Origin of the sequence: Corallococcus sp. Z5C101001 (genome assembly GCF_007352635.1) — a bacterium.
Classification (GTDB): Bacteria; Myxococcota; Myxococcia; order Myxococcales; family Myxococcaceae; genus Corallococcus; species Corallococcus silvisoli.
The window spans coordinates 603391-624981 of sequence record NZ_VKLU01000008.1 but is presented as its reverse complement, the minus strand read 5'-3'; the positions used below and the strand labels follow the sequence as shown (position 1 = coordinate 624981).

Genomic DNA, 21591 nt, shown 5'->3' with positions numbered 1-21591 from the left:
GGTCCGAGGGGTCGGAGGAGGTGTTTCCGAGGCACCCGGAAGCAACACCCAGGCGGTGCGTTTTCAGCCCCGCCGGAGGGGGTTTTCGGGCCTTCTTTCGGACCTGCATCAGGCCTTCGGGCGGAGGCTCGCGGCCAGCCGTTCGGCCTCCGCGCCCACGCCGCCCTGGGGGTCCCTGGCCTTCGCGGCGTCGAACGCGGCCAGGGCCCCGGCGCGGTCGCCCCGAAGCTTCAGCGCGACGCCCACGTTGAGGTGCGCGGAGGCGTTGTCGCGGTCCATGGCGAGCGCCTCGCGGAACAGCGCGAGCGCCTGGTCCACATCACCGGACAGGAGCGCCTCGCGGCCCGCCTGCACGCGCTTGTCCGCGTCGTTGACCAGCTCGACCTCCAGCACGCTCTTGCCCACGACGTTGGCCACGAGCATGCGCAGGATGCCGCCCCAGTAGAACGACAGCCCCTCCGCGGCGACGACGGCGGCCAGGGGCAGGTCGGGCAGCAGCTGCTTGCCCCGGAACTTGAAGCGCACCTTGGTGTAGCGGCCCTTGTTGGTCCAGTGCACCAGCTCGCCCCGGAGCTTCTTGAGGCCTGCTTCCAGCTGGGCGGGATCGATCTCAAAAGGCAGCACCCCGCCCTTCGACTCACCGGCGGGCAGGCGCTTCGTGGCGCCCTCGCGAGGGTCGGCCGCGGGGCCGGTGTCGAAGACGGGCTCGCCCTCCAGCACGGGAGGCTTCGGGCCGGAGGCGGCGGCGCGGTGGGGCTCCACCTTCGCCTTCACCGGCCGGGCCGAGGGCTTCGCGGGCGCGGCCGGGCGGGCGGGCTGCTTCTTCGCCTTCGCCGGGGACTTGCGGGGTGCCGTTCTTGCCATGGAGTCCACTCTAAGCGACCCACCCCGCCGCCGCTCGTGAAGACGTGCGAAGACGCCCATCTCAGACAGTGCCCGGCCGGTGGCCCCAGACCCCCACCATCAGGCTGGGCACCAGCACGCCGCCGCCCGTGCGCAGCTCGGCGGCGAGCCGGGCGGCCAGCGTGTCGACGTCCACCTCCATGGGCAGCGCCACGCCCAGCCGCTGCATGTGGGGCAGCAGCGTGCGCACGGTCTCCACCAGGGTGTGCGTGGGGTCCGAGTCCGGCGTCACGCCCACGCGCCCTCCCACCACGCCGTCCGCCACCACCAGCCCCGCGCGCCGGAGCGTGGCCACCAGCTCCATCCCCATGTGCACCTTGATGCCCACCCGTTCGCAGGTGGGCAGCATCCAGCTCCAGATGCGGTGGAACAGCGGCAGCTTCGGGTGCACCAGGCCCATGGCCGACAGCTCCAGCTCGTGCAGCGCCATCACGCCACCGGGGCGCAGGTGCTCCGCCATCTGCTGCACGAACGCGCTGGGGTCGGGCTGGTACATCAGCACCAGCCGGCTCACGATGGCGTCGAAGGGCTCCCCGCGCTGAAGGGTCTCCAGGCTGCCCTCCTGGAAGCGGACGTGGGACAGCCCCAGCGCCTCGGCGCGGCGCCGGGCCCACGTGAGCGCGCGGGCCTCGCGGTCGAGCCCCACCACCTCGCCCGTGGAGCCCACCTGCTCCGCGGCGAGGAACGACACGCTGCCCACGCCACAGCCCACGTCCAGCACCCGCATGCCGGGCCGCAGCCCCGCGCCGCGCAGCACCGCCTCCGTCAGCGGCGCGTACAGCCGGGCCTGGAGCGCCTGCCACCGCAGCTCCCGGTCCTCATCGCCCGGGACGCGGTCCTCCGCGGATTCCGTTCTCTCGACGCGCATGGGCGACTCCTCTGGGGGACAAGGGCTGCGAGTGGAGCACCGCAAGGTCGCAAACCTCCGCCTCCCCGGCGCTCCCCCCCGAGGTCCCGGGGCAATGACAGACATCCGCCCGGCTCCGCTCCCTCGGGGCAGGCGAGCGTTCACCCGAGGACAGACCCACGCCCCGTGCGTCCAGGCCCGAGGGCCCTCCGCGGGACGCCCTCCCGCGTGCGCCATGCCTCCTGATTCCACGACAGCCCGGCGAAGCCGCTGCCGCGTGCATGCCTTCGCGGGTTCCACCGGCGCGCGGCCGTGAAACAATCCGTGGCCTCCCCCCACCCGAAAGAACGCACCATGACGCGCATCCGGCCCGTTCTCCTCTCCGCCCTGTTGTCCGCCTCCCTCGCCCACGCGGCGCCCGCCGTGCCCTCCGCGGAAGGCGCCTGGCCCCGGGTGCGCAAGGAGCGCCTCCAGAAGCTGCTGCCCCAGGCCATGGCCCGCGCGGGCGTGGATGCGTGGGTGGTGCTCTGCCGTGAGAACGACAACGACCCGCTCGCCGGCCACATTGGCGGGGAGAACGCGGGCGGCACCGCCGCGTTCCTGTTCCTGCGCGACGGCGACGCGCTGCGCTCCGTGGCGCTGTCCCCCGCGGGCGAGGCCACCGCGCTCAAGGACATGGGCGTGGTGGATGAGGTGGTGCCGCTGGAGCGGGGCACGGACCTCCACGCGCTCGTGGCCGCGCGGCTCGTGAAGGCGAAGCCCGCGAAGGTGGCCATCAATTCGTCGGAGCAGATGCCCATCGCGGACGGGCTGTCCGCCACGCAGCGCGCGAAGCTGGAGGCGGCGCTGACGCCCGCGCTGCGCAAGAAGCTGGTGTCCTCCGAGGACCTGGTCGCCGAGTGGCTGTCGGTGAAGCTGCCGGAGGAGGTGGACTTCATGCGCAAGGCCGCGGACCTCACCGCGAAGCTGGAGGAAGAGGCGTACCGCACGGTGGTGCCGGGCAAGACGCGGGACTCGGACGTGGCGCGCTTCCTGAAGAAGCGCATCGCGGAGCTGGGCGTGGGCGACGGCTGGCAGCCGGACCAGAACCCCAACGTGAACAGCGGGCCCACGCGCGGGCACTCCAACGCCACCGACCGCGTCATCCAGCCGGGGGACTTCATCCAGACGGACTTCGGCATCCGCGTGGGCGACACGTGGGTGACGGACATCCAGCGCTTCGCCTACGTGCTGGCGCCGGGGGAGACGCAGCCCCCCGCGGAGGCGCTGGCGAAGTGGGAGAAGTCGAAGAAGGGCAGCCGCATCGCGCTCGCGGCGATGAAGCCCGGCGTGCGCGGCTACGACGTGGACAAGGCCCAGCGCGACTGGATGCGCGAGGCGGGCTCCGAGCCCGTGATGTGGGGCACCGGCCATCCCGTGGGCTACTGGGCCCATGACGCGGGCCCCGCGCTGTCCGGCGCCGCGTCCGGCAAGCCGCCCACCGGCTCCGCGCTGCGCCCGCTGCGGCCCGGGCAGGTGTTCGCCTTCGACGGCTTCTTCGCGTGGAAGGACGGCAGCAGCCCGGATGCGCTGCGCATCCTCTCCGTGGAGGAGATGGCCGTCGTCACCGAGACCGGCGCCGAATACCTCAACCCACCCCAGGAAAAGCTCATCCTCATCCCGTCCCTCACCGCCGTGACGACTCCGCAACCTTGAGCCCCACCGCGCCCACACCCTGCGACGTGGGTGCATCCGACCCCGGAGACCTGCCCGGTGGGGTGTGGCGCGCGGAGACGGAGGCTCGGTTACACTCGGCCGCATCGCCGCTCAGTCAGGCGCTGGAGGGCCGCCCCATGCCAAGCGTGTTGGTCATCGACGATGACCGCTTCGTCCTCGCGACCGTGGGGGATGTCCTGCGTGGCGCGGGCTACACGGTGCTGACCGTGCAGTCCCCCGCGGAGGCGTTCCACCTGGACCTGACTGGCGTGTCCGCCATCCTGTGCGACTACAACATGCCGGAGATGACCGGCTCCGACGTGCTCGTCGCCATCCGCGAGCTGCAGGAGTGCCAGGCGCCGTTCATCTTCCTCACCGGTCACTCGGAGCTGGACGACCTGATTCCCGTCGCCATCCGCTACGGCGCGGAGCTCCTGCCCAAGCCCGTGGACCCGGCGGAGCTGACGCGGCTGTTGCGCAAGCAGCTGGCGGCCTGAGCCGGAGGCGCGGTCGCGGCGCCCGCTTCAACCCCGTTCGCTGAGCAGGGCCCCGGCGCGCGCTTCCACGCACGCGCTCCGGGCTGCTCGCGCGGGACCCTCAGCCGAGCACGGCGACGAGCTGACGGCACTGCGCGAGCAGCGTGCCGTCCTGGGTCCAGAGCAGCTGCGACTCCTCCGTGTAGCCGTCGGAGGCATGCCGGGAGCGGCCGGTGCGCAGGTAGCGCGCATCCGGCGCGAGCCCCGCCACGGGGAACGTCTGGAAGAACTGCACGCTGAAGTCCACCGACGCGGCCGCGCGGAAGCCGTCCATGCGCGACAGCACCGACGGCGGATACGCATCCATCAGCCCCACGCACAGGGGCCCATCCAGCACGGTGGGGTCGCGCGGCCGCAGCCAGCCCCCCACCTCCGCCACGGAGCCGCCCGAGTACGGCGCCGGGCCCACGCAGAAGTGGTACTCGAAGAAGCGGCAGAAGTCCGGCATCGGCGCGTCCTCGGAGACGGGCGTCAGCGCCTCCGGGGCCGGCACCTCCGGCATGACGAACTCTTGATAGGCAGGGGCGCCCCCGCGCGCGGCACCGAACGTGGCGGTCGCGACGGCGACCACGCCTCCGCTTCCCTCCACGCGCGCGGTGGCGTGGGTGACGAGCTTGCCGGCGCGCTCGATGCGCGTGTGCACATCCGCGATGCCCTCCACGGCGGGCGAGCAGAAGTGCACCGTGAGCGAGCGCACCGGCCGCCGGGCGTCATTCAGGTGGTGCTCCAGCGCGCGCAGCACCTGCCCCGCCACCACGCCGCCGTAGGCGCCACGGCCTTGATACCAGGCCGCCTCGTAGCGGGAGCGGTAGTGCCCGGGTTCCATCGGTTCAACGAGGGTGGCGGCGAGGAAGGCGGCGGTCATGATGCACCGCATCCTACGGGTGCCCGTGGGATGTCACCACGATTCGAGTCCGCGCGGGCTGTCGCTCGCCTGGACGCGCGCCCGGTGAAGGCTCCCCCACCCCCGCGAACGCGCGCGGCGGACGCGTTCGCGAAGGGACTGGGCGCGGCTCAGCCCTGATAGGACTCGTCCTGCTCGATGCGGCTGAGCACCCAATCGAATTCACCGGAGACCACCCGCGCCTGGCAGTGCGTGCAGTGGCCCGCCATGTTGATGGACAGGGGGGCGCCGCACGACGGGCACGCCTTGCGCGTCGAGGGGCTGCCCTTCACGCCCCGGCCGCGGATGAGCGTCCAGTACTCGCTGTACGCCCGCTCCCGCGTCCGGCTGCCGCCCACGACCTGCCCGTCCTGGTCCCGCACGGTGTAGTCCAGGCTGACGGCGTGCATGCGCAGGGTGACGGCGTCGAAGTAGGCATCCCGGGTCACCCGCGCGAGCGTCACGCCCGTGATGCGCGCGTCCTCCGTGATGTTGCGCAGACCGGCCTGGCGGTAGGCGTTGATCCAATAGAGCTGCGTCTGGAAGAGGTTGTCGCTGAGGAAGGGCCGCATGCCCTGCCACTCGCGCTGGGACCAGGCCGTCTGCATCTCGCCGAAGATGAACTCCAGGCGCTTGCGCACGGCCATGGCCGTCGCGGACGGATCCTCCTTCCGCAGCGCGTCCATCCGCTCCCGCGCGTGGGGGTCCTTGACCGTGGGCAGCTCGGTGCCCTCCTCCTCCGTGGTGCCGATGAGCTGGGGGCCGCGCCGCTCCCGCTCCCGCGACGTCACGCGGGTCACCACCCAGTCGTACCCGCCGGTGTTCACCACCGTGTTGCAATAGGAGCAGGTGTTCCCCTGCACCGCATCCAGCGGCGCGCCGCAGTGGGGGCACTTGAACGCGCGCACGTCCTCGGGCGGGCGTGACTTCACGAACGCGCCCCGCTCCAGGCGCCACTCCTCCGCGACGTACCAGCTCTGCTCGGACCTGGAGACCTCCGTGTAGTTGGCCTCGAAGCGCAGGACCACGCGGACGCGCCGGCTCTTCGCGCCCACGCCCTCCACCGACTCGTACGTGGTCGCGCCCACCACCACGGCCTTCACCGCGTCCGGCGTCCCCAGCTCCCTGAGCGAGGCGATGGCGCCGTCGGACAGCCAGCCGCCCAGCGTGTCCAGGCGGTCGCCGCCGCGCGCCTCGTGCACCCGGGCGAAGAGCGAATAGACGAAGTCCTCGAAGAGGACGATGGAGAAGTCCGGATCCAACGGCTGCGACCGCCCGTCCGAACCGCGAGGCCCCACGCGAGCCAGCCCCTCGAGCTTCGCGCGCAGCGAGTCCTGGCGCCGGGGCGGAGGGGCCTTCGGCGCCGTCGTGCTCCACTCCTCCTCGTCCGACCTGGACTTCGCGCGGATGGCCAGGAGGAGCACGACGGCCACGACCAGCGGCATGACGAAGACCGTTCCATTGGCGCCTCCGCCCCCCGAGGACGACGACTCGCCGCCGCTGGAGCTGGCGTAGGAGCGGCTGCCGGAGCTGGAGGAGGACCGGCTGCTGGAGCCGAACGAAGAGGAGCGGCTGCCGGAGCTGGAGGAGGACCGGCTGCCAGAGGAGCTCCGGCTGCTCGACGAGCCCCGATAGGAATTGCCGCCGCCGGGGCGCGCCTCGGAGACAGGGAGGGCGCCGAAGCCCAGCCCCAGGAGCAGCGCGACGGCGAGCAGGAAGGTCCTTGAGCCCCTCACGCGACGGCTCCGGGCATGTCCGGCAGTTCGTTCACGTCATCCTCCTGGCGGGGCAGGACGCGGGCCAGCGGCGCCTGGATGCGGAGCAGGGCCTCGAAGAAGGGGCCGGGCACGGTGGACGCGGCCAGCGTGGCGGCCAGCCGCGTCAGCGCCTCCTGCCACTCGGCGCCCAGGAGCGCGGTGTCCACGCCGTGGTCGCAGACGACCTCCACGCGGCGCTCGAAGAGGGAGACGAACACGAGGATGCCGGTGCGCCGCGAGGTGCGCGACACGCCCAGCGTGGTGAAGGCGGCTTGCGCGGCGGTGCGCACGGAGTCCTCCTGGAGCTTGCGCGAGGTGAGCGCGCGGCGGAGCGCCGGGAGCAGGCGGCTCGCCAGCGCCCCCGCGGCGAAGGCGAGGAGCACCGCGGGCGGGAAGGCGAACAGGTGGATGTCCTGGGGGATGAACAGGAGCACCAGGAGCACCCCGAACGCGGCGCCCGCGCCCAACCGGGCATCGGTGTGGGCGTAGTGGCCGGAGGCGGAGCGAACCGCCACCACGACCTCCGCGGACGTCTGCGCTTCAATGGCCGCGACAGCTTCAGCGGCCTGGGTCCGGGCGGCGTCTTCGAGGAAGGTGTTGGCCATCGTGGGCGGGCACTATAGCCAACCCACCGGCGGCCTGATTCCTACGCGGGCAGCGCCCAGTCGATGGGGTGCTGGCCGTGCTTCTCGAGCGCGGCGTTGGTGGTGCTGAAGGGCTTGCTCCCGAAGAACCCCTTGCTGGCGGACAGCGGCGAGGGGTGCACGCCCTCCAGCACGATGTGGCGCTTCGCGTCGATGAGGGCGGTCTTCTTCTGGGCGGGCTTGCCCCAGAGCAGGAAGACGACGGGGTCTGGCCTGGCGCTCACGGCGCGGATGACGGCGTCGGTGAAGTGCTCCCAGCCGTGCTTCGCGTGGCTGTTGGGCGTGGCCTGGCGCACGGTGAGCACGGTGTTGAGCAGGAGCACGCCCTGCTTCGCCCAAGGGATGAGCGACCCGTCGCGCGGCTTCGGGGCGCCCACGTCGCTCTGGAGCTCCTTGAACATGTTCACGAGCGAGGGCGGTGGGGGGACGCCGGGCTGGACGGAGAAGGCCAGGCCATGGGCCTGTCCGGGGCCGTGGTAGGGGTCCTGGCCCAGCAGCAGCACGCGCACGTCGGCGTAGGGCGTGAGACGGAACGCGGAGAACAGGTCCTCCTCCGACGGGAACACGGTGTGTTCCTTGCGTTCCTCGCGCACGAACGTCTCCAGCGCCTTGAACGACGGCGCGTGGATGGCGTCATGCAGCACCTGCTTCCAATCCTCGGGCAACCCGTCCGCCAGCATCGTTGCGTCCCTCCCAGGAGCCCTACCCTAGCCAAGACGCGAGACAAGCGGTGAAGGCGTTCACGCCCGGGGGCCGGGCGCAGGCCATCATGGAGATGGGCCGCTCAGGGGGCGGAACTCCCCGCGTCCAGCCATTGGGCTGGGAACGAGGGAAGCGCCTCGCCCCAGGAGGTATCTCCCACCGGAATGGAGGGGTCCGAGGCTCCATCGGGATTGCCCGCATCGGGGCTGCCAGACATGGGCGTTCCATTGGGCTCTCCATCGTGGAGCCGCCGCAGGATGCGTCCATCGGAGACCCGGACCGCGTAGGTGGCACTTCCATCCAGGGGAACCCCTCCCGGTGCGCAGGCACGAGGATCCACGTCCATGCGGATGAAGGCGATGTCGCCCTCTCGCAAGAGCCGGAAGCGATAGGCCTCTCGCCGGCTCCAGCAAGGCCGTCCCTCCTGCCCTTGGGGAAGGAAGTCGTCGGCCGCGACAACCATCGCGCGAAGCAGGGCGCCCTCCAGTGAGTACGTCTGGCCTGGCGCCCCCACGGACAGCACCTCCTGCGAGAACATCTCCGGGAAGACGATGGACCGGTCTTCCTGCGCCAGCGTGCCGGACGGCGCCAGTTCGCGTCGCATGCACCCGCTCCACAGCACCACCCCCAGGAGCAGCAGCCGCTTCATGGCCCCACTCCCCTCATGCAGGGTCCCTGGAGTTTCTGGATGGTGAAGTCCAATGCCTCCGCATCCTGCCACGTGACACGCCCCGTCTGCTCGCACCGCCACCCCGACGCATCGCGCGTCCATTTCAACAACTGACCCGTGAGAGGAATGTACTGGTGGAAGCCGTCACACGACGCCGGCTCCATCACGTTGGAGAAGAAGGCCACGATGGACAGCCTCACGCGGCCACTCTCCGTCTCGCTCTCGAAGCCGTGGACCCGTCCTTCGGAGACGATGAAGCGCAGGTCATTGGCGGACAGCGCGCTGCCATAGGGATGGTTGTGAAGCGCGTAGATGTAGCGAAGGGCTTCGGCCGGATACCGCGCATCCACGACCCGGGATGGCAACAGGCAGCTCTTGCTCCTTTGTACGGGATCGACCCTCGACTGGTCCGTCAGGCGACTGACGACGTAACGATGCTCCGGCGTGTAGTACAGCCAGGCGCAGTATTCGCTGGAGACGCGCCAGCGGGTGTCGAAGCTGGGATGGTCCGGGCGGCCCGCGCTTGCGTGAGGTTTCGACAGGATCTTCCCGCAAGCGGCGAGCAGTGCATCCGAGGACGACTCGAAGGGCCCCAGCAGGGGCCCCGGAATCTCCTCCAGGAAGGGGGCTCCGGACTCAGGCCGCACCAGGTCTGGGTCGGGCGGAGCGGAGGACGCACAACCCCCAAGCGAGGACAGCCACAAGCAGCACCACCAGGGACCACGCATGGGCTGAGAACCTCCGCTTCGAAATGGCGGGCCGCGGCCCGAGGTCCCCAGAGTGCTGGAGTGTCGCACCGGAAAGCGAGCAGGCAGTCAGGGTTGAGAGCTTGGGGCCGGGGCCGGGGCGCGCTAGCCTTGCGCCCGCCATGACGATGTACACCGAGTCGCTCCGCGCCTTCCTCAAGCCCGTCCTGCCCTACCTGGACGACGAGTCGGTGTCGGAAATCATGATCAACGGCCCCACCGACGTGTGGATCGAACGCAAGGGCCGGCTGATCAAGACGGATGCTTCCTTCTCCGACGAAGGCCTGCTGGGCGCCGCGCGCAACATGGCCCAGTTCGTGGGCCGCCCGCTGTCCGAGGAGCGCCCCCGCCTGGACGCGCGCCTCCCCGACGGCAGCCGCATCCACGTGGTGATTCCGCCCATCGCGCGCAACGGCACCACCATCTCCATCCGCAAGTTCTTCAAGGACAAGCTGACCATCGACTCGCTGTTGAAGTTCAAGTCGCTGACCCAGCCCATGGCGCGCCTCATCGAAGCGGGCATCGCCACCAAGCTCAACATGCTGGTGGCCGGCGGCACCGGCTCCGGCAAGACGACGCTCCTCAACATCGTCTCGTCCCTCATCCCGGACGAGGAGCGCATCCTCACCATCGAGGACTCCGCCGAGCTCCAGCTCAACCAGTCCCACATCGTGGCCTTTGAATCGCGCCCCGCCGACAAGTTCGGCAAGGGCGCGGTGGACATGGGAGACCTGCTGCACTCCGCGCTGCGTCTGCGCCCCGACCGCATCGTGGTCGGCGAGGTGCGCGGCGGCGAGGCCTTCCACCTCATGCAGGCCATGAACACCGGCCACGGCGGCTCGCTGGCGACGACGCACGCGAACACGCCCACGGACACGCTGCGCCGCATCGAGTCCCTGTGCCTCATGTCGTCCGTGGAGCTGCCCATGGTCGCCGTGCGCGCCCAGGTGGCCAGCGCCATCAACTTCGTCATCTGCTGCGAGCGCCTCCACGACGGCAGCCGCAAGACCATCGCCCTGTCGGAGGTGCTCCCGCTCAACGAGAAGGGCGAGTACCGCACGCAGGACATCTTCGTCTTCACGCCCGTCGCCAAGGACGAGCACGGCAACATCCTGGGCTACCACGCGCCCACCGGCATCATCCCCAACTTCATCCAGAAGGCGCGCGCGTACGGCTTCGACGACCTGGACGACACCTTCTTCGACCCGGCCACCTACGGAGTGCCGCCGCCGCCCAACTTCCAGGTGGGCGAGGCGTACACCCTGCGCTGGGCCCCGTCGCTGAAGCACCGCGAACAGAACCTGCCGGATCCCGCGCACTTCAAGGAGGAGTGGGCCCGCTTCGAGCAGCTCCTGAAGAACGCGGCCCCGGACGGCCCCGTCTCCGGCCACGCCTCCCCCAAGCCCGCGGCGCCCGCCGCCGCGAAGCCCGCCGCCGCCCCGCCGCCGCCGCCCGCGAAGGCCGCTCCGGCGCCGCGCCCGGCGCTGCCATCCCGTCCGCCGCCCCCGGCCGCGAACGACGACGACAAGACGCCGCCGCCCACGCGCAACCCGTTCGCCGCGGAGGAGGACACCCGCGCCTCGCCCATGTCCGAACCGCTGGTGCAGGTCTCGGAGGACCTGCTCGCGGAGGCGCCGCCCGCCCGGAACACCCCGCCCCCGCGCCGCCCTCCGCCCCCGTCCCCCGCGCGCCAGGGCCCGCCGCCGTCCAACCCCCTGCGCGCGGGTGCGACGCCGGCGCGCCGTCCGCCAGGGCCGCCACCTCCGCCCTCGGATGACGAGGACGAAGAGGATGAGCGACCCAGGACGGAGATGAACACGTCGGAGAAGACGCAGATCCGCCCGCCGCCGGAGCGCCCACGCCGGTAGGCGCGGGGTCCTGACGCCCGCGCCATCTTCGCCGCCGGACGTGTGCCGCCGGCCCCGGTGCCAGGTTCGTTTCGGCCCCCACTGCCAGCGCGACGTCTCCACGCGCACCGTCAACCTGGACCGGGGTGCGCGGCGCGGCGCGGCGACCTTCCAGGTATCCGAGGCCATGGTGACGTGACGCATCCATGCCCAGCGCCCGACGCAGGACATCGGCGTCGCCCCGGCGTGGGTGGGGCCCTGTCCCACCACCCGGGACCGCGAATCCTGACCTTGCGAGGAGGACGGGTCGGGGAGAAAGTGGCCCCGTGTTGATCCCCTTCCTCGCCGCGCTCACCCTGGTGGTCGCCCAGGCGCCCGCGCTCCCCTCCCCCGCGAAGCCCGTCACCGTGTTGTTGGCACCGACGGACGTGACGCGGGGAACGCCGCGCTATCTCGTCGGAACCGCCCAGGAGCACGTGGCCGAGCAGCTCAAGGCCCGGGGCCTGGAGGTGATCCGCGTGGAGGACGTGACGCGCACGCTGCCGAAGAAGAAGCGCACGGCGATGATGCGCTGCAACCGCACGCAGCCTTCGTGCATCGCGTCGCTGGGCACGGCCGCGAAGACGGACGTGGTGATGGTGACGGAGATTGGCCCGTACCTGAACGCCTACAAGGCCGGCGTGCGCGTCTACACCGCGCAGGACGGCGCGCCGCTGGTGGAGGAGTCCGTCCCCGGCGTGAGCGAGGACCAGGTGCTGGACGCGCTCAACAAGTCATTGGACGTGGTGGTGCCGCGCACGCTGCGGGTGCTGCGTCCGGAGCCGGTGGCGCCACCGGTGACGCCGCCCGTGGCCCAGCAGACGCCCACCGTGACACCCGGTGAGAAGCAGCCGGTGGGGCCGGACCTGACGCCGGGCGTGCTGCCTCCCAACCAGATGGACTTGACCGACACGCCGAAGGTGGAGGCGTCGGGGCGGCGCCAGTGGGCGTGGCTGCCGGCGGCGGGGGGCGTGGTGCTCGCGGGCGTGGGCACGGTGTTCTATGTGCAGTCGCGCGGCAAGTTCCGGGACCTGCAGGCGGAAGGCCCCATCACCAACGGGCAGGACCTGAAGGACTCCGGCAAGCGCGCGCAGACGCTGGGGGTGGTGGGCATGGGTGTGGGCGCGGCGGCGCTGGTGACGGGCGCGCTGATGTACTTCGTGCCGGTGAAGCAGACATCGGTTCAGCCGTCCGTGACGCTCACACCGCGAGGCGGTGGGCTGGGCGTGGCCGGAACGTGGCAGTGAGGGCAGGGAGAGCCATGCGGAACCTCTGGAAGGTCGGAGCGCTGAGCGCGGTGTTCGGTGCGGTGCTCGGCGTGGGCGGATGCCAGGACTTCGACGCGGCCTACGAAGACTGCAAGAGCGAGGGCCGCTGCGAGCCGCGGCCGGACGGTGGGACCGACGATGGCGGCAGCGACGCCGGTGACGGGGGCGATGGCGGAGACATCGTGGATCCGGAGCCGACGTGCACCTTCGTCTCCGACGCGGACGAGCCCGACCCCGAAGGCCGGGACCTGAACTGCGATGGCGTGGATGGAGTCGCGGCCGCTGGCTACTTCGTGGATCCGGTTCGCGGTAGCGACACGAACGAAGGTACCCAGTTGCTCCCGCTGCTGACCCTAAACAGGGCGCTGGAGATGATCCGCACCACGGGCGCGAGCACGGGCCGCACGCACGTGTACCTGGGTGTCGGGACGTACAACGAGCCGGAGACCGTCGTGACGACGCCCGTGTCGCTCCACGGCGGCTACAAGTGGAACGGCCCCGGGGACCGCTACTGGAGCCGCTTCAAGAGCACCGCGCCCACGCTCGTGGACGGCGGCACGCTGGCGTTCACGGTGCGCGACGTGACGGACCCAGGCGTGCTGCTGGACTCGCTGCACATTGTCTCCAGTGATGGCCTGGACGGTGGAGCCTCCATCGCTGTTCGCGCCCTCGATTCCTCCAGGTTCGTGCTGCGCAACACCGTCCTGGAAGCGGGCAAGGGTGGCCAGGGGCAGGCAGGTTCCCTGGGCGCCAACGGGCAGGCCGGCCTCGATGGACCGGGTGGAAGCACAGGCGGTGAAAACACAGGCGGCGGTGGTGGACGTCCCCTGGTGGCCATCACCTGCGCGGACGGCACCTCCATCGGGGGCGCGGGAGGGACCGGCAACCCCGGAGGCGCGGGACTGCCTGGTGCTGAAGGCAGCCCGGGATTGACCCCAGGCGGTGCCGGCGGGTATCGGAAGGACGCCGGCTGTGAAGTCGCCACCTGCTCATGCGAAGGGTCTGCAGGAGACGCTGGCTTCACTGGGAGCCCTGGGGAGATGGGCAATCCAGGGGATGCCGGCGCTGGCTCCGGCATCGTGAAGACCGGACAGTGGGAGCCCAACCAACAAGGCACGAATGGAACGCCGGGCAAGCTGGGCGCGGGGGGTGGCGGAGGAGGCGCAGGGGGAAGCTGCAATGCCCCAACGTCCAAGATCGCCGGAGGGAGTGGCGGCGGTGGAGGCGGCACAGGCGGGTGCGGTGGGTCCGGCGGCAAGGCTGGCGCGGGAGGAGGCGCATCCATTGCGCTCCTGCTCAGCCATGCGGATGTCACGCTCGCGAACGGGACCCGGCTCAGCACTCGTGGTGGTGGAGAGGGCGGAGCGGGTGGGCCTGGTGGCCTGGGTGGAGATGGAGGAATCGGAGGCAACGGTGGCCCCTATACGGACAACGTCCAGGGGACTGATTCCCAATTGCCCACCCGGAAGGTGAACACCGTGGGCGGTCAGGGCGGCATGGGGGGTGTCGGGGGACCGGGCGGACGTGGCGGCTGGGGAGGAGGCGGCGGCGGTGGCCCCTCCGTTGGCGTCTGGTGTGAGGATGCGGGCGTCACGTGGAATCCCTCAACCGTCTCGATAGACCCGGGCCTTGGTGGTGCTGGGGGCCACAGTGATGGTGGGGTAGACGGGGCGCAGGGCCTCAAGTCACGCGACCTTGGCTGCACCTTCACCGAAGCAGTAACTCCCTGACCCAGCGGCATCCGCCCGCTGCCTGACAGCAGCGGGTAAGAAAACGAGACCTTGGGGCAAGCGCTTGTCCGCTTGCCCCGCGTGGGTCGGCCTGTGCTTCGCTTCCGGGGATTTCCCCTGTTACGCTCGCCCCTGGTGGAGATGTCTTCCGAGCTGATCTGCGAAACCTGCGGCCTCACCGTTCCGTCGGAGACGGCGGTGTGCCCTCGCGATGGCACCGTCGTGCTGTCGTCGTTCCACCCGACTCCACCGGAACCGAAGGTCATCGTGGAGCACCCCGGCACCGAAGCGACCGCCATCACCGACCCCCTCATCGGCCTGAAGCTGGGCGAGTACGAGCTGCGCTCGCGCATCGGCGTGGGTGGGATGGGGCTCGTGTACGACGGCATCCAGCCGCTCATCGGTAAGCGCGTCGCCGTGAAGGTGCTCCGTCCGGAGCTGGCGCATTCGTCCGAACAGGTGGCCCGGCTCCTCGCGGAGGCCCGCGCCGTCAACGCCATCCGCCACCGTGGCATCATCGACATCTTCGGCTTCGGCCAGCTCCCCGACGGTCGCCAGTACATCGTCATGGAGTACCTGGATGGGCAGCCGCTGGACGCCATCCTCGCGGAGAAGGGCCGGCTCCCCGTCCCGGAAGCCCTGTCCCTGCTCGATGAGGTGCTGGCCGCCCTGGGCGCGGCGCATGGCGCGGGCGTGGTGCACCGCGACCTGAAGCCCAGCAACATCTTCCTGGTGCGCCAGCCGGACGGCTCGCGCTACGTGAAGCTGCTGGACTTCGGGCTCGCCAAGCGCGGCGAAGGCCCCACCGGCCGCACCGCGCAGACGCGCACCGACATGGTCGTCGGCACCCCGGAGTACATGGCGCCCGAGCAGGCCCGCGGCCAGTCCGTGGGCCCCATGACGGACCTGTACGCCATGGGCGTCGTCACCTTCGAAATCGTCACCGGCCGGCTGCCATTCATCGGCAGCTCCCCCGTGGACCTGCTGATGAAGCACGTGGAGGCCCGCCCGCCCCGGCCGTCGGAGTTCGTCCCCGACCTGCCGCCCGCCGTCGACGCCTTCATCCTGCAGATGCTCACCAAGGACCCGGAGACGCGCCCCAACTCCGCGGATGCCCTGCGTCAGCACCTGGCGAAGCTGCGCCGCACCCTCCGGGCCACGCGCACCAACCCCACCGCGCCCGCGCCCACCGAGGAGCCGCCCGCGCCGCCGAAGCCGCCCATCGTCGTCAGCGACGCGGAGGCGCGCCGGCCCACCACGCAGGTGCCCGCGCCGGTTCCGCATGACCTGGTGGTGCCCCAGGAAGAAGACCGGCCGGTGCGGCGCCTGGCGCCCGTCGTCATTGGCGCCGCCGTGCTGCTCACGGCCGTGGGCGTCGTCATCGCCACGCGCGGCGGCGGTGAAGCGGTTCAGCCCGTGGCCGTCGCGGTGAAAACGGAGCCGCCGCCCGCACCGAAGGCAGTGGAGGTGGAGCCCGCTCCGCCCCCGCCCGAGCCCCTCGCCGCGCTGGAGCCGGAGGCGCCGCCGCCCGTGCCCGCCATCGAGGCCCCTCCGCCGGTGAAGGCCGGGCCGCCCATCATCAAGGCCGTGGGTCCGAGGACCCTTCGCGAAGGCTCCGCGCCCGTTCCGAACAAGCGCCCGGAGTCGACGAGCGAGTCGGCCGTGAAGCAGCAGATCCTCGACACCGTGAGGCAGATCGAGAACAGCCCGCTGTACACCGACAACAAGGTCCACAAGGGGCTGACCCAGCAGGCCGCGCTCAACTACCTGGACAAGCAGCTCAAGCGCCTGGAGAACGCGGACGACGCGCAGGCGCGCGCGGAGATCTCCCTGGACCTCCGCGACTGGAAGCAGCGCTATCTCAAGTAGCCGCGCCCCGGAGCGCTACTTCACCGACAGGCACGCCACCGGCTGCGCGATGGCGTTGCGCGCGCGCTCCTCGCTCACCAGCGAGTAGCCCGCCAGGTCCTGCAACAGCATGTCCCGGTTCTGCCGGATGAGGCTCGCGTTCTTGCAGGCCTTGATGTCGCCGTAATAGCCATACGGCGGCAGCGCGAGCTGGAGCTCCGCCAGCTCCGACAGCTGCAGGTCGCCCAGCTCGCGGCCGAAGAGCTTGCGCGCCGCGTCCTCCACGCCGATGACGCCCCGCTCGAAGCGCAGGATGGACAGCTCGTAGGCGATGAGCTGGTCCTTCTGGAAGAAGGCGTGGAGCCGGTGGGCCGCCACGGACAGCTGCAGGTCCCCCTCGATGCCCATCTCCCGCGCGATGCGCATGGCCAGGCGCCGCTCGCACGCGCCGTCCCCCGGGGGCACCTTGCCCAGCGTCACGCCAGAGAACAGGCGCCACGCCCACGCGCGCCCGTCCTCGCGCGGTGTCTGGAAGTAGGTGGGGCAATCCATCTGCCGGATGTAGAGCGCCACCAGGTCCTTGGGCATCCGCGAGAAGTCCGGCCGCGTGAAGGGCACCGACGCGCGGTCCTTCCCACCGTCCATGCGACCGGCCAGCACACTCATCCGGTCGCCTTCGATGCGGTGGCGCAGCTGACTCTCGACGTCGAACTCGCTCTCCAGGCGCGGCAGCTTGCTGGCCGTGTAGAGATACGTGATGGGAATCACCACGCCGGCCAACCCCACGAGGAACATGAACAGCCAGAAAACGGTCTTCACCCGGCCGACTCTAGCAGGGCGGGCGCGTGTCTGGAGGCCGGGTTAGAGAGTCCTCATGAGCGACTGGCATACCGCCACGGTCACCGCCCGCACCCCCTCGGCGGATGGCCTCACCGACTGGGTGCTCGACATCGCCGGGACCGCCCTCGTGGGCGCCCACGCCCACCCCGGCCAGTACGTGCACCTGCGCCTCCCTGGCCAGGCGGCGGGCATGTTCGCCATCGCCTCGCCGCCCGCTCCCTCCGGCACGCGGTGGGAGTTCCTGCTCAAGGACGAGGGCCCCCTGCCGGCCGCGCTGCTGCACCTGCCCGTGGGCGCGCGCGTGGAGGTGTCACGGCCGGAGGGCCCCGGCTTCCCCATGGAGAAGGCGCGCGGCCATGACCTGCTGCTGTTCGCCAGCGGCTCCGGCATCTCCGCCATCCGCCCCGTCATCGCCAGCGTGCGGCAGGAGCGGCACGCGTACGGTCGGGTGACGCTGTACTTCGGCGCGCGCACGCCCCGGAGCTTCGCGTACGCGCACGAGATGGAGCAGTGGCAGGCCGGAGGCGTGCGCGTGGTGTGCACCGTGAGCCAGCCCGGCGCCAGCGGCTGGCAGGGCCTCACCGGCTACGTGCAGGCCCACCTGGGCGAGGAGCCGCTGGAGCACGCCGTCGCCTTCGTGTGCGGCCCCTCGGACATGGTGCAGGACGTGATGGCCCAGCTGCGCCAGCGCGGCGTCCCGCAGAGCGCCGTGTTCCTCAACTACTGAGCCGCCGCGGCGGCGTAGGTCCGCACCTGGGGCGTCGTGTAGCGCACCGGGGCCAGCACCGCCGCGGGGTCGCTCTCCTGATTGCCGGTGGCCTTCTGCGGCGTCCACGCGGCCACGCCCACCATGCGTCCATCCGGGGAGAAGCGCACGCGCCGCACGGACCAGCCGAACTCCAGCTCGCCCTTGGGCCCCGGCTCGCCGTCGGTGAACAGGTACACGCGCTTGTCCCAGCCCCCCGACGCCAGCGACCGCCCGTCCGGCGAGATGGCCGCGGAGGACACCACGCCGTGGTGCGCCTCCCACTTGCGCAGCACCTGACCGGAGGCCGCGTCCACCAGCGCGCCCGCGTTCCACGGGCCCCGGGGCTCCTCCACGCCCTTGCGCTCGCGCTCGTACACCTGGCGGTTGCGCTCCGCCTTCTCCGCGCTGAAGGCCACGCCCAGCCGCCGCCCCGCCGCGTCCACGGTGACGTCGTTGACGTGCGCGGGGAAGGTGAAGTCCGAACGCGGCGCGAGCCCGCGCGCCGTCATCCCGGTCGCGCCTTCCGGTGCGCCGCCCTTGAGCGTGAGCACCGCCTCCGCCGTCGTCTCGTCGAAGACCACGTCCACGCGCTCGCTGAAGGGCGCGCCCAGCACGCCCTGGTTCCCCTGGGGCACGCACGCGTCGCACACCGCCACGTCCACGCCCGGCAGCGCCAGCGCCTTGAAGCGCAGCGTGCGGCCGCGCGCCAGCCGCGCCACGGTGTTGCCCAGCGCGCCCGGCACGGTGACGGTGTCCTTCAGGAACGCCACGTCGATGCCCACCGCCGTCGCCGCCGCCGTGGTGAGCACCACCACCGGAGAGCGCGAGTCCAGCGCCAGCACCACTGGCGGACCGCCGTCCACACGGCCCTGCAGCGCCGCGAATCCGCCGCGCCGCTCGAAGTGCGTGCGCGCCGCGTCCGGCCGCAGCGACTGCACCGGCAGGTCCGACGCGCGCACGTGGCCGTCCCAGCCACCCGAATACAGCGTCCCGTCCTCCGCGAACGCCAGCGCGCTCACCGGTCCCGAGTGCAGCCTCGCCTCCGCGCTGAACGCCAGGTCCGGCACCGACAGCACCGACACCAGCCCCTGCGCGCTGCCCACCGCCATCCACCGGCCATCCGGATGGAAGGCCACCGACACCAGGGGCTCCTCCGTGGCGAGCTCCGCCAGCGCCGCGCCCGTCACCGCGTCGAAGAGCTGCACCGCGCCGCTGCGGCTCACCGTGGCCACGCGCGAGCCCTCCCGCGAGAGGGCCACGCCTTCCAGATCGAACTGCTGCGCGTTGACGGCGGGATCCGCGCGGAGCACGGGGGCGTTCGCGTCCCCAGGCTTCGCGGTGGCGGGCGCCAGGTCCCAGACAGAGACGTGGTACGCCTTGTCACCCAGGCGCGTGTACGCCACGCGGTCGCCACCAGGCGCGAAGTCCAGCGCCCAGATGAAGTCCTTGCGGTTGAGGACGGTGGGCGTCCCTTCGAAGCCCTCCACGGGCCCCTCGAGGTAGCTCCCCGCGATGGACTCCAGCTGCGACAGCGTCCACGGCGACAGGGACGAGGGCGCGTGCGCGCAGCCCGCGAGCCCCAGCACCCCCGCGAGGACGAAGGCCCCGGCGCGCGGACTCATGAACCCGAGCCGCGGGCGGCGGCCTTTTCCTTCTCGACGTTGATCTCGTTGACGCCCTTGCTGTCCACGGACAGCAGGAACAGCTGCTTGTCCGCTTCGCGCTTGTCGTTGAAGGACGTGCGGCCGGTGGCGCCGTCGAAGTCCTTCAGCCCCGCCATGGCCTCGCGCATCGCCGCGCGCGTGTTGGGCCGCTGCTTGTCAATCACCTGCCGCACCATGCGCGCCGAGTCGAAGCCGATGGCCTCCAGCAGGCCGGGGTCGCGCCCCGTCTCGCGGTACGCCTCGCGGTAGGACTTCACGAACTTCTGCGTGGCCGGCCGCTGCGAGTCCACGAAGAAGCCGTCCACGTACACCGAGCAGGTGACGAACTTGCCGCCGCGCTCCAGCAGCTCCGGCAGGCCCGAGCGGCCCTTGGGGCTGGACCACTGGTTGGTGCCGAAGAGCGTCACGGTCTTCAGGTCCTTCTTGCCCGTCGTCTTGCGGATCCGCTCCAGGTCGCGCGGGTCGCACGCGTTGGTGACGATGTCCTCCACCGCGAGCGCGGGCGTCACCAGGCTCACCCGGCGCCAGTCGTCCGGGATGAAGAGGCCCTCGAAGTCGATGATGGGCTCCACGCCGCTGCGGGCCTTCTCCATCGCCTTGCGGCGGCGGTACGCGTCGGTGATCTTCTCGTCCTGCACGTCGCGCACGGCCTCCGCGTAGTCGCCGCGGTCCTCCAGGTAGTAGCGGCCCACCAGGCGCTTGGCCTCGCCGGTGAACGTGGTCTGGTCGTAGGAATACGACTCCGCGCCGCGCACCGCGCCGCCGCGCGACACGACGTCGTCCCAGAACTCGTTCGCCAGCTCCACGCCGTAGGGGATGTTCGGGTAGAGCACCGCGAAGCGCTTGTAGCCCTTCACGTTCATCGCGTAGTCCGCGATGGCGCGCGCCTGCGCGGAGTTCGTCAGCATGTTGCGGAAGACGTACGGACCGATGTCCGTGATGCCCTCCTGACGGCTCAGCGTCAGCAGCGGCACCTGAAGCTCCTCCGCCAGCAGCGCCGCGCGCTTGGTGTCGTCCACCAGGAGCGGCCCCATCGCCGCGATGGCGCCGTCGTCGAACGCGAGCTGCTCCATCGCCTGGCCCGTCTTGTTGACGTCGCCCTGCGTGTCCTTCACCACCAGCTCGATGTCGCTGCCCTGCAGGCCCAGCTTCACGCCGCGCAGCACCGCCTCGCCGATGGGCTGGTAGCGGCCCGTCATGGGCAGCAGCACCGCCACGGTGCGCGGGCGCACCTCCACGCGGCGGGTGGCGCGCGCGAGCAGCTCCTTCGCCTGCGGCGCGAAGGTGCTGTCCGGCGCCTCGCGCAGGAAGCGCTGCAGCGTCTCCTCCAGGCGGGTCCAGTCGCGCAGGTGGTAGTAGATGCGCGCCAGCTTGAACTGGAGCACCGGCCACGCGGGGTTGGCCGAGGACAGGCCCTCCTGCACGCGCGCGATGTCGAGGAAGCTGGCGCGGCCCTCCACCAGCTTCTCCACCTTCTGCACGGCGGCCGTCTTCTCCTCCGGCGTCCGGGCGTCCCCCGCCTCGGCCACCGCGGACGACAGCGCCTGCGAGTACAGGCCCGCGCCCTCCGCCGCGCGCGAGGCCTCCCTCAGCAGCTGCTCCTTCTGCTCCCCTTCCGCGCGCTCCGCCAGGCTGGTGAGGGTCTGGTACGCGTCGCGGTAGGCGCCCACCTCCATGGCGGAGAGGGCCAGCTTGTGCTTGGCGTCCTCGGCCTGGTCGTAGAGGGGGTTCTCGAAGAGCAGCTCGTTGAAGGTCTTGCGCGCGTTGGCGTAGTCCTTCGCCTCGTAGAAGAGGACGCCCGCGTTGTAGAGCGCGTCCTGGCCGGCGGTGGTGGCCGGGTAGGCCTTGCGCACGGACAGGTACGCCTCCGCGGCCTGCTTCTTGTCCGGGTTCGCCTGCGCCTGCGTGCGGGCCTGGGCGAGCGCGGCGTTCGCGGTCGCGTCCTGCTTCGCCTCCACGCGGGGGCGGCCCTGGGAGGTGTCACCCCCGGAGGTGTCCCTTCCATCCGTCTGGGAGGGCGCCCTGGGGCAGGCGGTCAACGTCAGGGCCAGCGCGGCGACGAGCGCGCGGCGCGATGCGGAGAGGACTTCCATGGCGAGGTGCATAGCAGCGCGGGTGCGGCTCCGTCGACACTTGAGCGGGGGGAAGATTCCCCTGGAACGTCCGCTTCAATGCACCGCGCGTGCCCGCGTGCGTCACCGAGGGGAAGCCCTCGCGCCGTGGC

General features: G+C 71.4%; 18 protein-coding genes. 7 read left to right on the top strand and 11 right to left on the bottom strand.

Going from position 1 to position 21591, the window contains the following annotated elements; genetic code table 11:
• Positions 1-108: 108 nt before the first annotated feature.
• Positions 109-864 carry a M48 family metallopeptidase gene (locus FOF48_RS20470; RefSeq protein ID WP_143904163.1) on the bottom strand — a complete coding sequence of 252 codons (756 nt, stop codon included), beginning with the start codon at positions 862-864 and terminating at the stop codon, positions 109-111.
• A 61-nt stretch (positions 865-925) separates the two neighbouring features.
• The gene (locus FOF48_RS20465; RefSeq protein WP_161665212.1) at positions 926-1771 is read right to left on the bottom strand and encodes a cyclopropane-fatty-acyl-phospholipid synthase family protein; all 846 of its coding nucleotides are present in this window, start codon (positions 1769-1771) and stop codon (positions 926-928) included.
• Positions 1772-2104: 333 nt separating this feature from the next.
• On the opposite strand from FOF48_RS20465, the gene FOF48_RS20460 reads away from it, so the two are divergent.
• Both FOF48_RS20460 and FOF48_RS20455 read left to right on the top strand, forming a co-directional pair.
• Entirely contained in the window at positions 2105-3445 is a 1341-nt protein-coding gene (locus FOF48_RS20460) for a Xaa-Pro peptidase family protein (RefSeq protein WP_143904160.1), read from the top strand.
• A 137-nt stretch (positions 3446-3582) separates the two neighbouring features.
• The gene (locus FOF48_RS20455) at positions 3583-3942 is read left to right on the top strand and encodes a response regulator (protein ID WP_143904158.1); all 360 of its coding nucleotides are present in this window, start codon (positions 3583-3585) and stop codon (positions 3940-3942) included.
• A 100-nt stretch (positions 3943-4042) separates the two neighbouring features.
• On the opposite strand, the gene FOF48_RS20450 is transcribed toward FOF48_RS20455, so the two are convergent.
• The 6 genes from FOF48_RS20450 to FOF48_RS20425 all read right to left on the bottom strand — a co-directional run bounded on the left by FOF48_RS20450 (position 4043) and on the right by FOF48_RS20425 (position 9365).
• A complete protein-coding gene (locus tag FOF48_RS20450) occupies positions 4043-4846 on the bottom strand; it encodes an acyl-CoA thioesterase II (protein WP_143904156.1) in 804 nt (267 codons plus the stop codon).
• 149 nt (positions 4847-4995) lie between these two features.
• Positions 4996-6600 (bottom strand): TIM44-like domain-containing protein, encoded by a 1605-nt coding sequence (locus FOF48_RS20445; RefSeq protein ID WP_143904154.1) that lies wholly within the window; start codon positions 6598-6600, stop codon positions 4996-4998.
• On the bottom strand, positions 6597-7226 hold the full coding sequence (locus FOF48_RS20440; protein ID WP_143904152.1) for a TPM domain-containing protein: 630 nt from the start codon (positions 7224-7226) through the stop codon (positions 6597-6599). The genes FOF48_RS20445 and FOF48_RS20440 overlap by 4 nt, the downstream gene beginning before the upstream one ends.
• Positions 7227-7267: 41 nt before the next feature.
• Entirely contained in the window at positions 7268-7945 is a 678-nt protein-coding gene (locus FOF48_RS20435) for a uracil-DNA glycosylase (protein ID WP_143904150.1), read from the bottom strand.
• Positions 7946-8049: 104 nt separating this feature from the next.
• Positions 8050-8616: a hypothetical protein gene (locus tag FOF48_RS20430; protein WP_143904148.1), complete on the bottom strand. Its 567-nt coding sequence runs from the start codon at positions 8614-8616 to the stop codon at positions 8050-8052.
• A complete protein-coding gene (locus FOF48_RS20425; protein WP_143904147.1) occupies positions 8613-9365 on the bottom strand; it encodes a hypothetical protein in 753 nt (250 codons plus the stop codon). The genes FOF48_RS20430 and FOF48_RS20425 overlap by 4 nt, the downstream gene beginning before the upstream one ends.
• A 140-nt stretch (positions 9366-9505) precedes the next feature.
• On the opposite strand from FOF48_RS20425, the gene FOF48_RS20420 reads away from it, so the two are divergent.
• The 4 genes from FOF48_RS20420 to FOF48_RS20405 all read left to right on the top strand — a co-directional run bounded on the left by FOF48_RS20420 (position 9506) and on the right by FOF48_RS20405 (position 16136).
• Positions 9506-11251 (top strand): CpaF family protein, encoded by a 1746-nt coding sequence (locus FOF48_RS20420; RefSeq protein ID WP_143904145.1) that lies wholly within the window; start codon positions 9506-9508, stop codon positions 11249-11251.
• Between the two features lie 305 nt (positions 11252-11556).
• A complete protein-coding gene (locus FOF48_RS20415) occupies positions 11557-12516 on the top strand; it encodes a hypothetical protein (protein WP_143904143.1) in 960 nt (319 codons plus the stop codon).
• A gap of 14 nt (positions 12517-12530) precedes the next feature.
• Complete coding sequence (locus tag FOF48_RS36505; RefSeq protein ID WP_161665206.1) at positions 12531-14267, top strand: hypothetical protein; 1737 nt, start codon at positions 12531-12533, stop codon at positions 14265-14267.
• 141 nt (positions 14268-14408) lie between these two features.
• The gene (locus FOF48_RS20405) at positions 14409-16136 is read left to right on the top strand and encodes a serine/threonine-protein kinase (protein WP_143904141.1); all 1728 of its coding nucleotides are present in this window, start codon (positions 14409-14411) and stop codon (positions 16134-16136) included.
• 15 nt (positions 16137-16151) lie between these two features.
• Here the strand turns inward: FOF48_RS20405 and FOF48_RS20400 are convergent, their stop codons facing one another.
• Positions 16152-16934, bottom strand: a complete 783-nt coding sequence (locus FOF48_RS20400) for a transglycosylase domain-containing protein (RefSeq protein ID WP_143904139.1) — start codon at positions 16932-16934, stop codon at positions 16152-16154.
• Between the two features lie 55 nt (positions 16935-16989).
• Between FOF48_RS20400 and FOF48_RS20395 the strand changes: the two genes are divergently transcribed.
• On the top strand, positions 16990-17682 hold the full coding sequence (locus FOF48_RS20395) for an NAD-binding oxidoreductase (protein ID WP_143904137.1): 693 nt from the start codon (positions 16990-16992) through the stop codon (positions 17680-17682).
• Here the strand turns inward: FOF48_RS20395 and FOF48_RS20390 are convergent.
• Positions 17676-19325: a WD40 repeat domain-containing protein gene (locus FOF48_RS20390; protein WP_143904135.1), complete on the bottom strand. Its 1650-nt coding sequence runs from the start codon at positions 19323-19325 to the stop codon at positions 17676-17678. The two genes, FOF48_RS20395 and FOF48_RS20390, sit on opposite strands and share 7 nt — an antisense overlap.
• The gene (locus FOF48_RS20385) at positions 19322-21460 is read right to left on the bottom strand and encodes a penicillin-binding protein activator (RefSeq protein WP_235685639.1); all 2139 of its coding nucleotides are present in this window, start codon (positions 21458-21460) and stop codon (positions 19322-19324) included. Before FOF48_RS20385 ends, FOF48_RS20390 begins: the two co-directional genes overlap by 4 nt.
• Between the last annotated feature and the right edge of the window lie 131 nt (positions 21461-21591).

What these genes read in the sequence shown, in the direction of transcription:
- FOF48_RS20470 (WP_143904163.1), bottom strand. Translation starts at nt 864, where the DNA reads ATGGCAAGAACGGCACCCCGCAAGTCCCCGGCGAAGGCGAAGAAGCAG.
- FOF48_RS20465 (WP_161665212.1), bottom strand. Translation starts at nt 1,771, where the DNA reads ATGCGCGTCGAGAGAACGGAATCCGCGGAGGACCGCGTCCCGGGCGAT.
- FOF48_RS20460 (WP_143904160.1), top strand. Translation starts at nt 2,105, where the DNA reads ATGACGCGCATCCGGCCCGTTCTCCTCTCCGCCCTGTTGTCCGCCTCC.
- FOF48_RS20455 (WP_143904158.1), top strand. Translation starts at nt 3,583, where the DNA reads ATGCCAAGCGTGTTGGTCATCGACGATGACCGCTTCGTCCTCGCGACC.
- FOF48_RS20450 (WP_143904156.1), bottom strand. Translation starts at nt 4,846, where the DNA reads ATGACCGCCGCCTTCCTCGCCGCCACCCTCGTTGAACCGATGGAACCC.
- FOF48_RS20440 (WP_143904152.1), bottom strand. Translation starts at nt 7,226, where the DNA reads ATGGCCAACACCTTCCTCGAAGACGCCGCCCGGACCCAGGCCGCTGAA.
- FOF48_RS20435 (WP_143904150.1), bottom strand. Translation starts at nt 7,945, where the DNA reads ATGCTGGCGGACGGGTTGCCCGAGGATTGGAAGCAGGTGCTGCATGAC.
- FOF48_RS20430 (WP_143904148.1), bottom strand. Translation starts at nt 8,616, where the DNA reads ATGAAGCGGCTGCTGCTCCTGGGGGTGGTGCTGTGGAGCGGGTGCATG.
- FOF48_RS20425 (WP_143904147.1), bottom strand. Translation starts at nt 9,365, where the DNA reads ATGCGTGGTCCCTGGTGGTGCTGCTTGTGGCTGTCCTCGCTTGGGGGT.
- FOF48_RS20420 (WP_143904145.1), top strand. Translation starts at nt 9,506, where the DNA reads ATGACGATGTACACCGAGTCGCTCCGCGCCTTCCTCAAGCCCGTCCTG.
- FOF48_RS36505 (WP_161665206.1), top strand. Translation starts at nt 12,531, where the DNA reads ATGCGGAACCTCTGGAAGGTCGGAGCGCTGAGCGCGGTGTTCGGTGCG.
- FOF48_RS20405 (WP_143904141.1), top strand. Translation starts at nt 14,409, where the DNA reads ATGTCTTCCGAGCTGATCTGCGAAACCTGCGGCCTCACCGTTCCGTCG.
- FOF48_RS20395 (WP_143904137.1), top strand. Translation starts at nt 16,990, where the DNA reads ATGAGCGACTGGCATACCGCCACGGTCACCGCCCGCACCCCCTCGGCG.
- FOF48_RS20390 (WP_143904135.1), bottom strand. Translation starts at nt 19,325, where the DNA reads ATGAGTCCGCGCGCCGGGGCCTTCGTCCTCGCGGGGGTGCTGGGGCTC.
- FOF48_RS20385 (WP_235685639.1), bottom strand. Translation starts at nt 21,460, where the DNA reads ATGGAAGTCCTCTCCGCATCGCGCCGCGCGCTCGTCGCCGCGCTGGCC.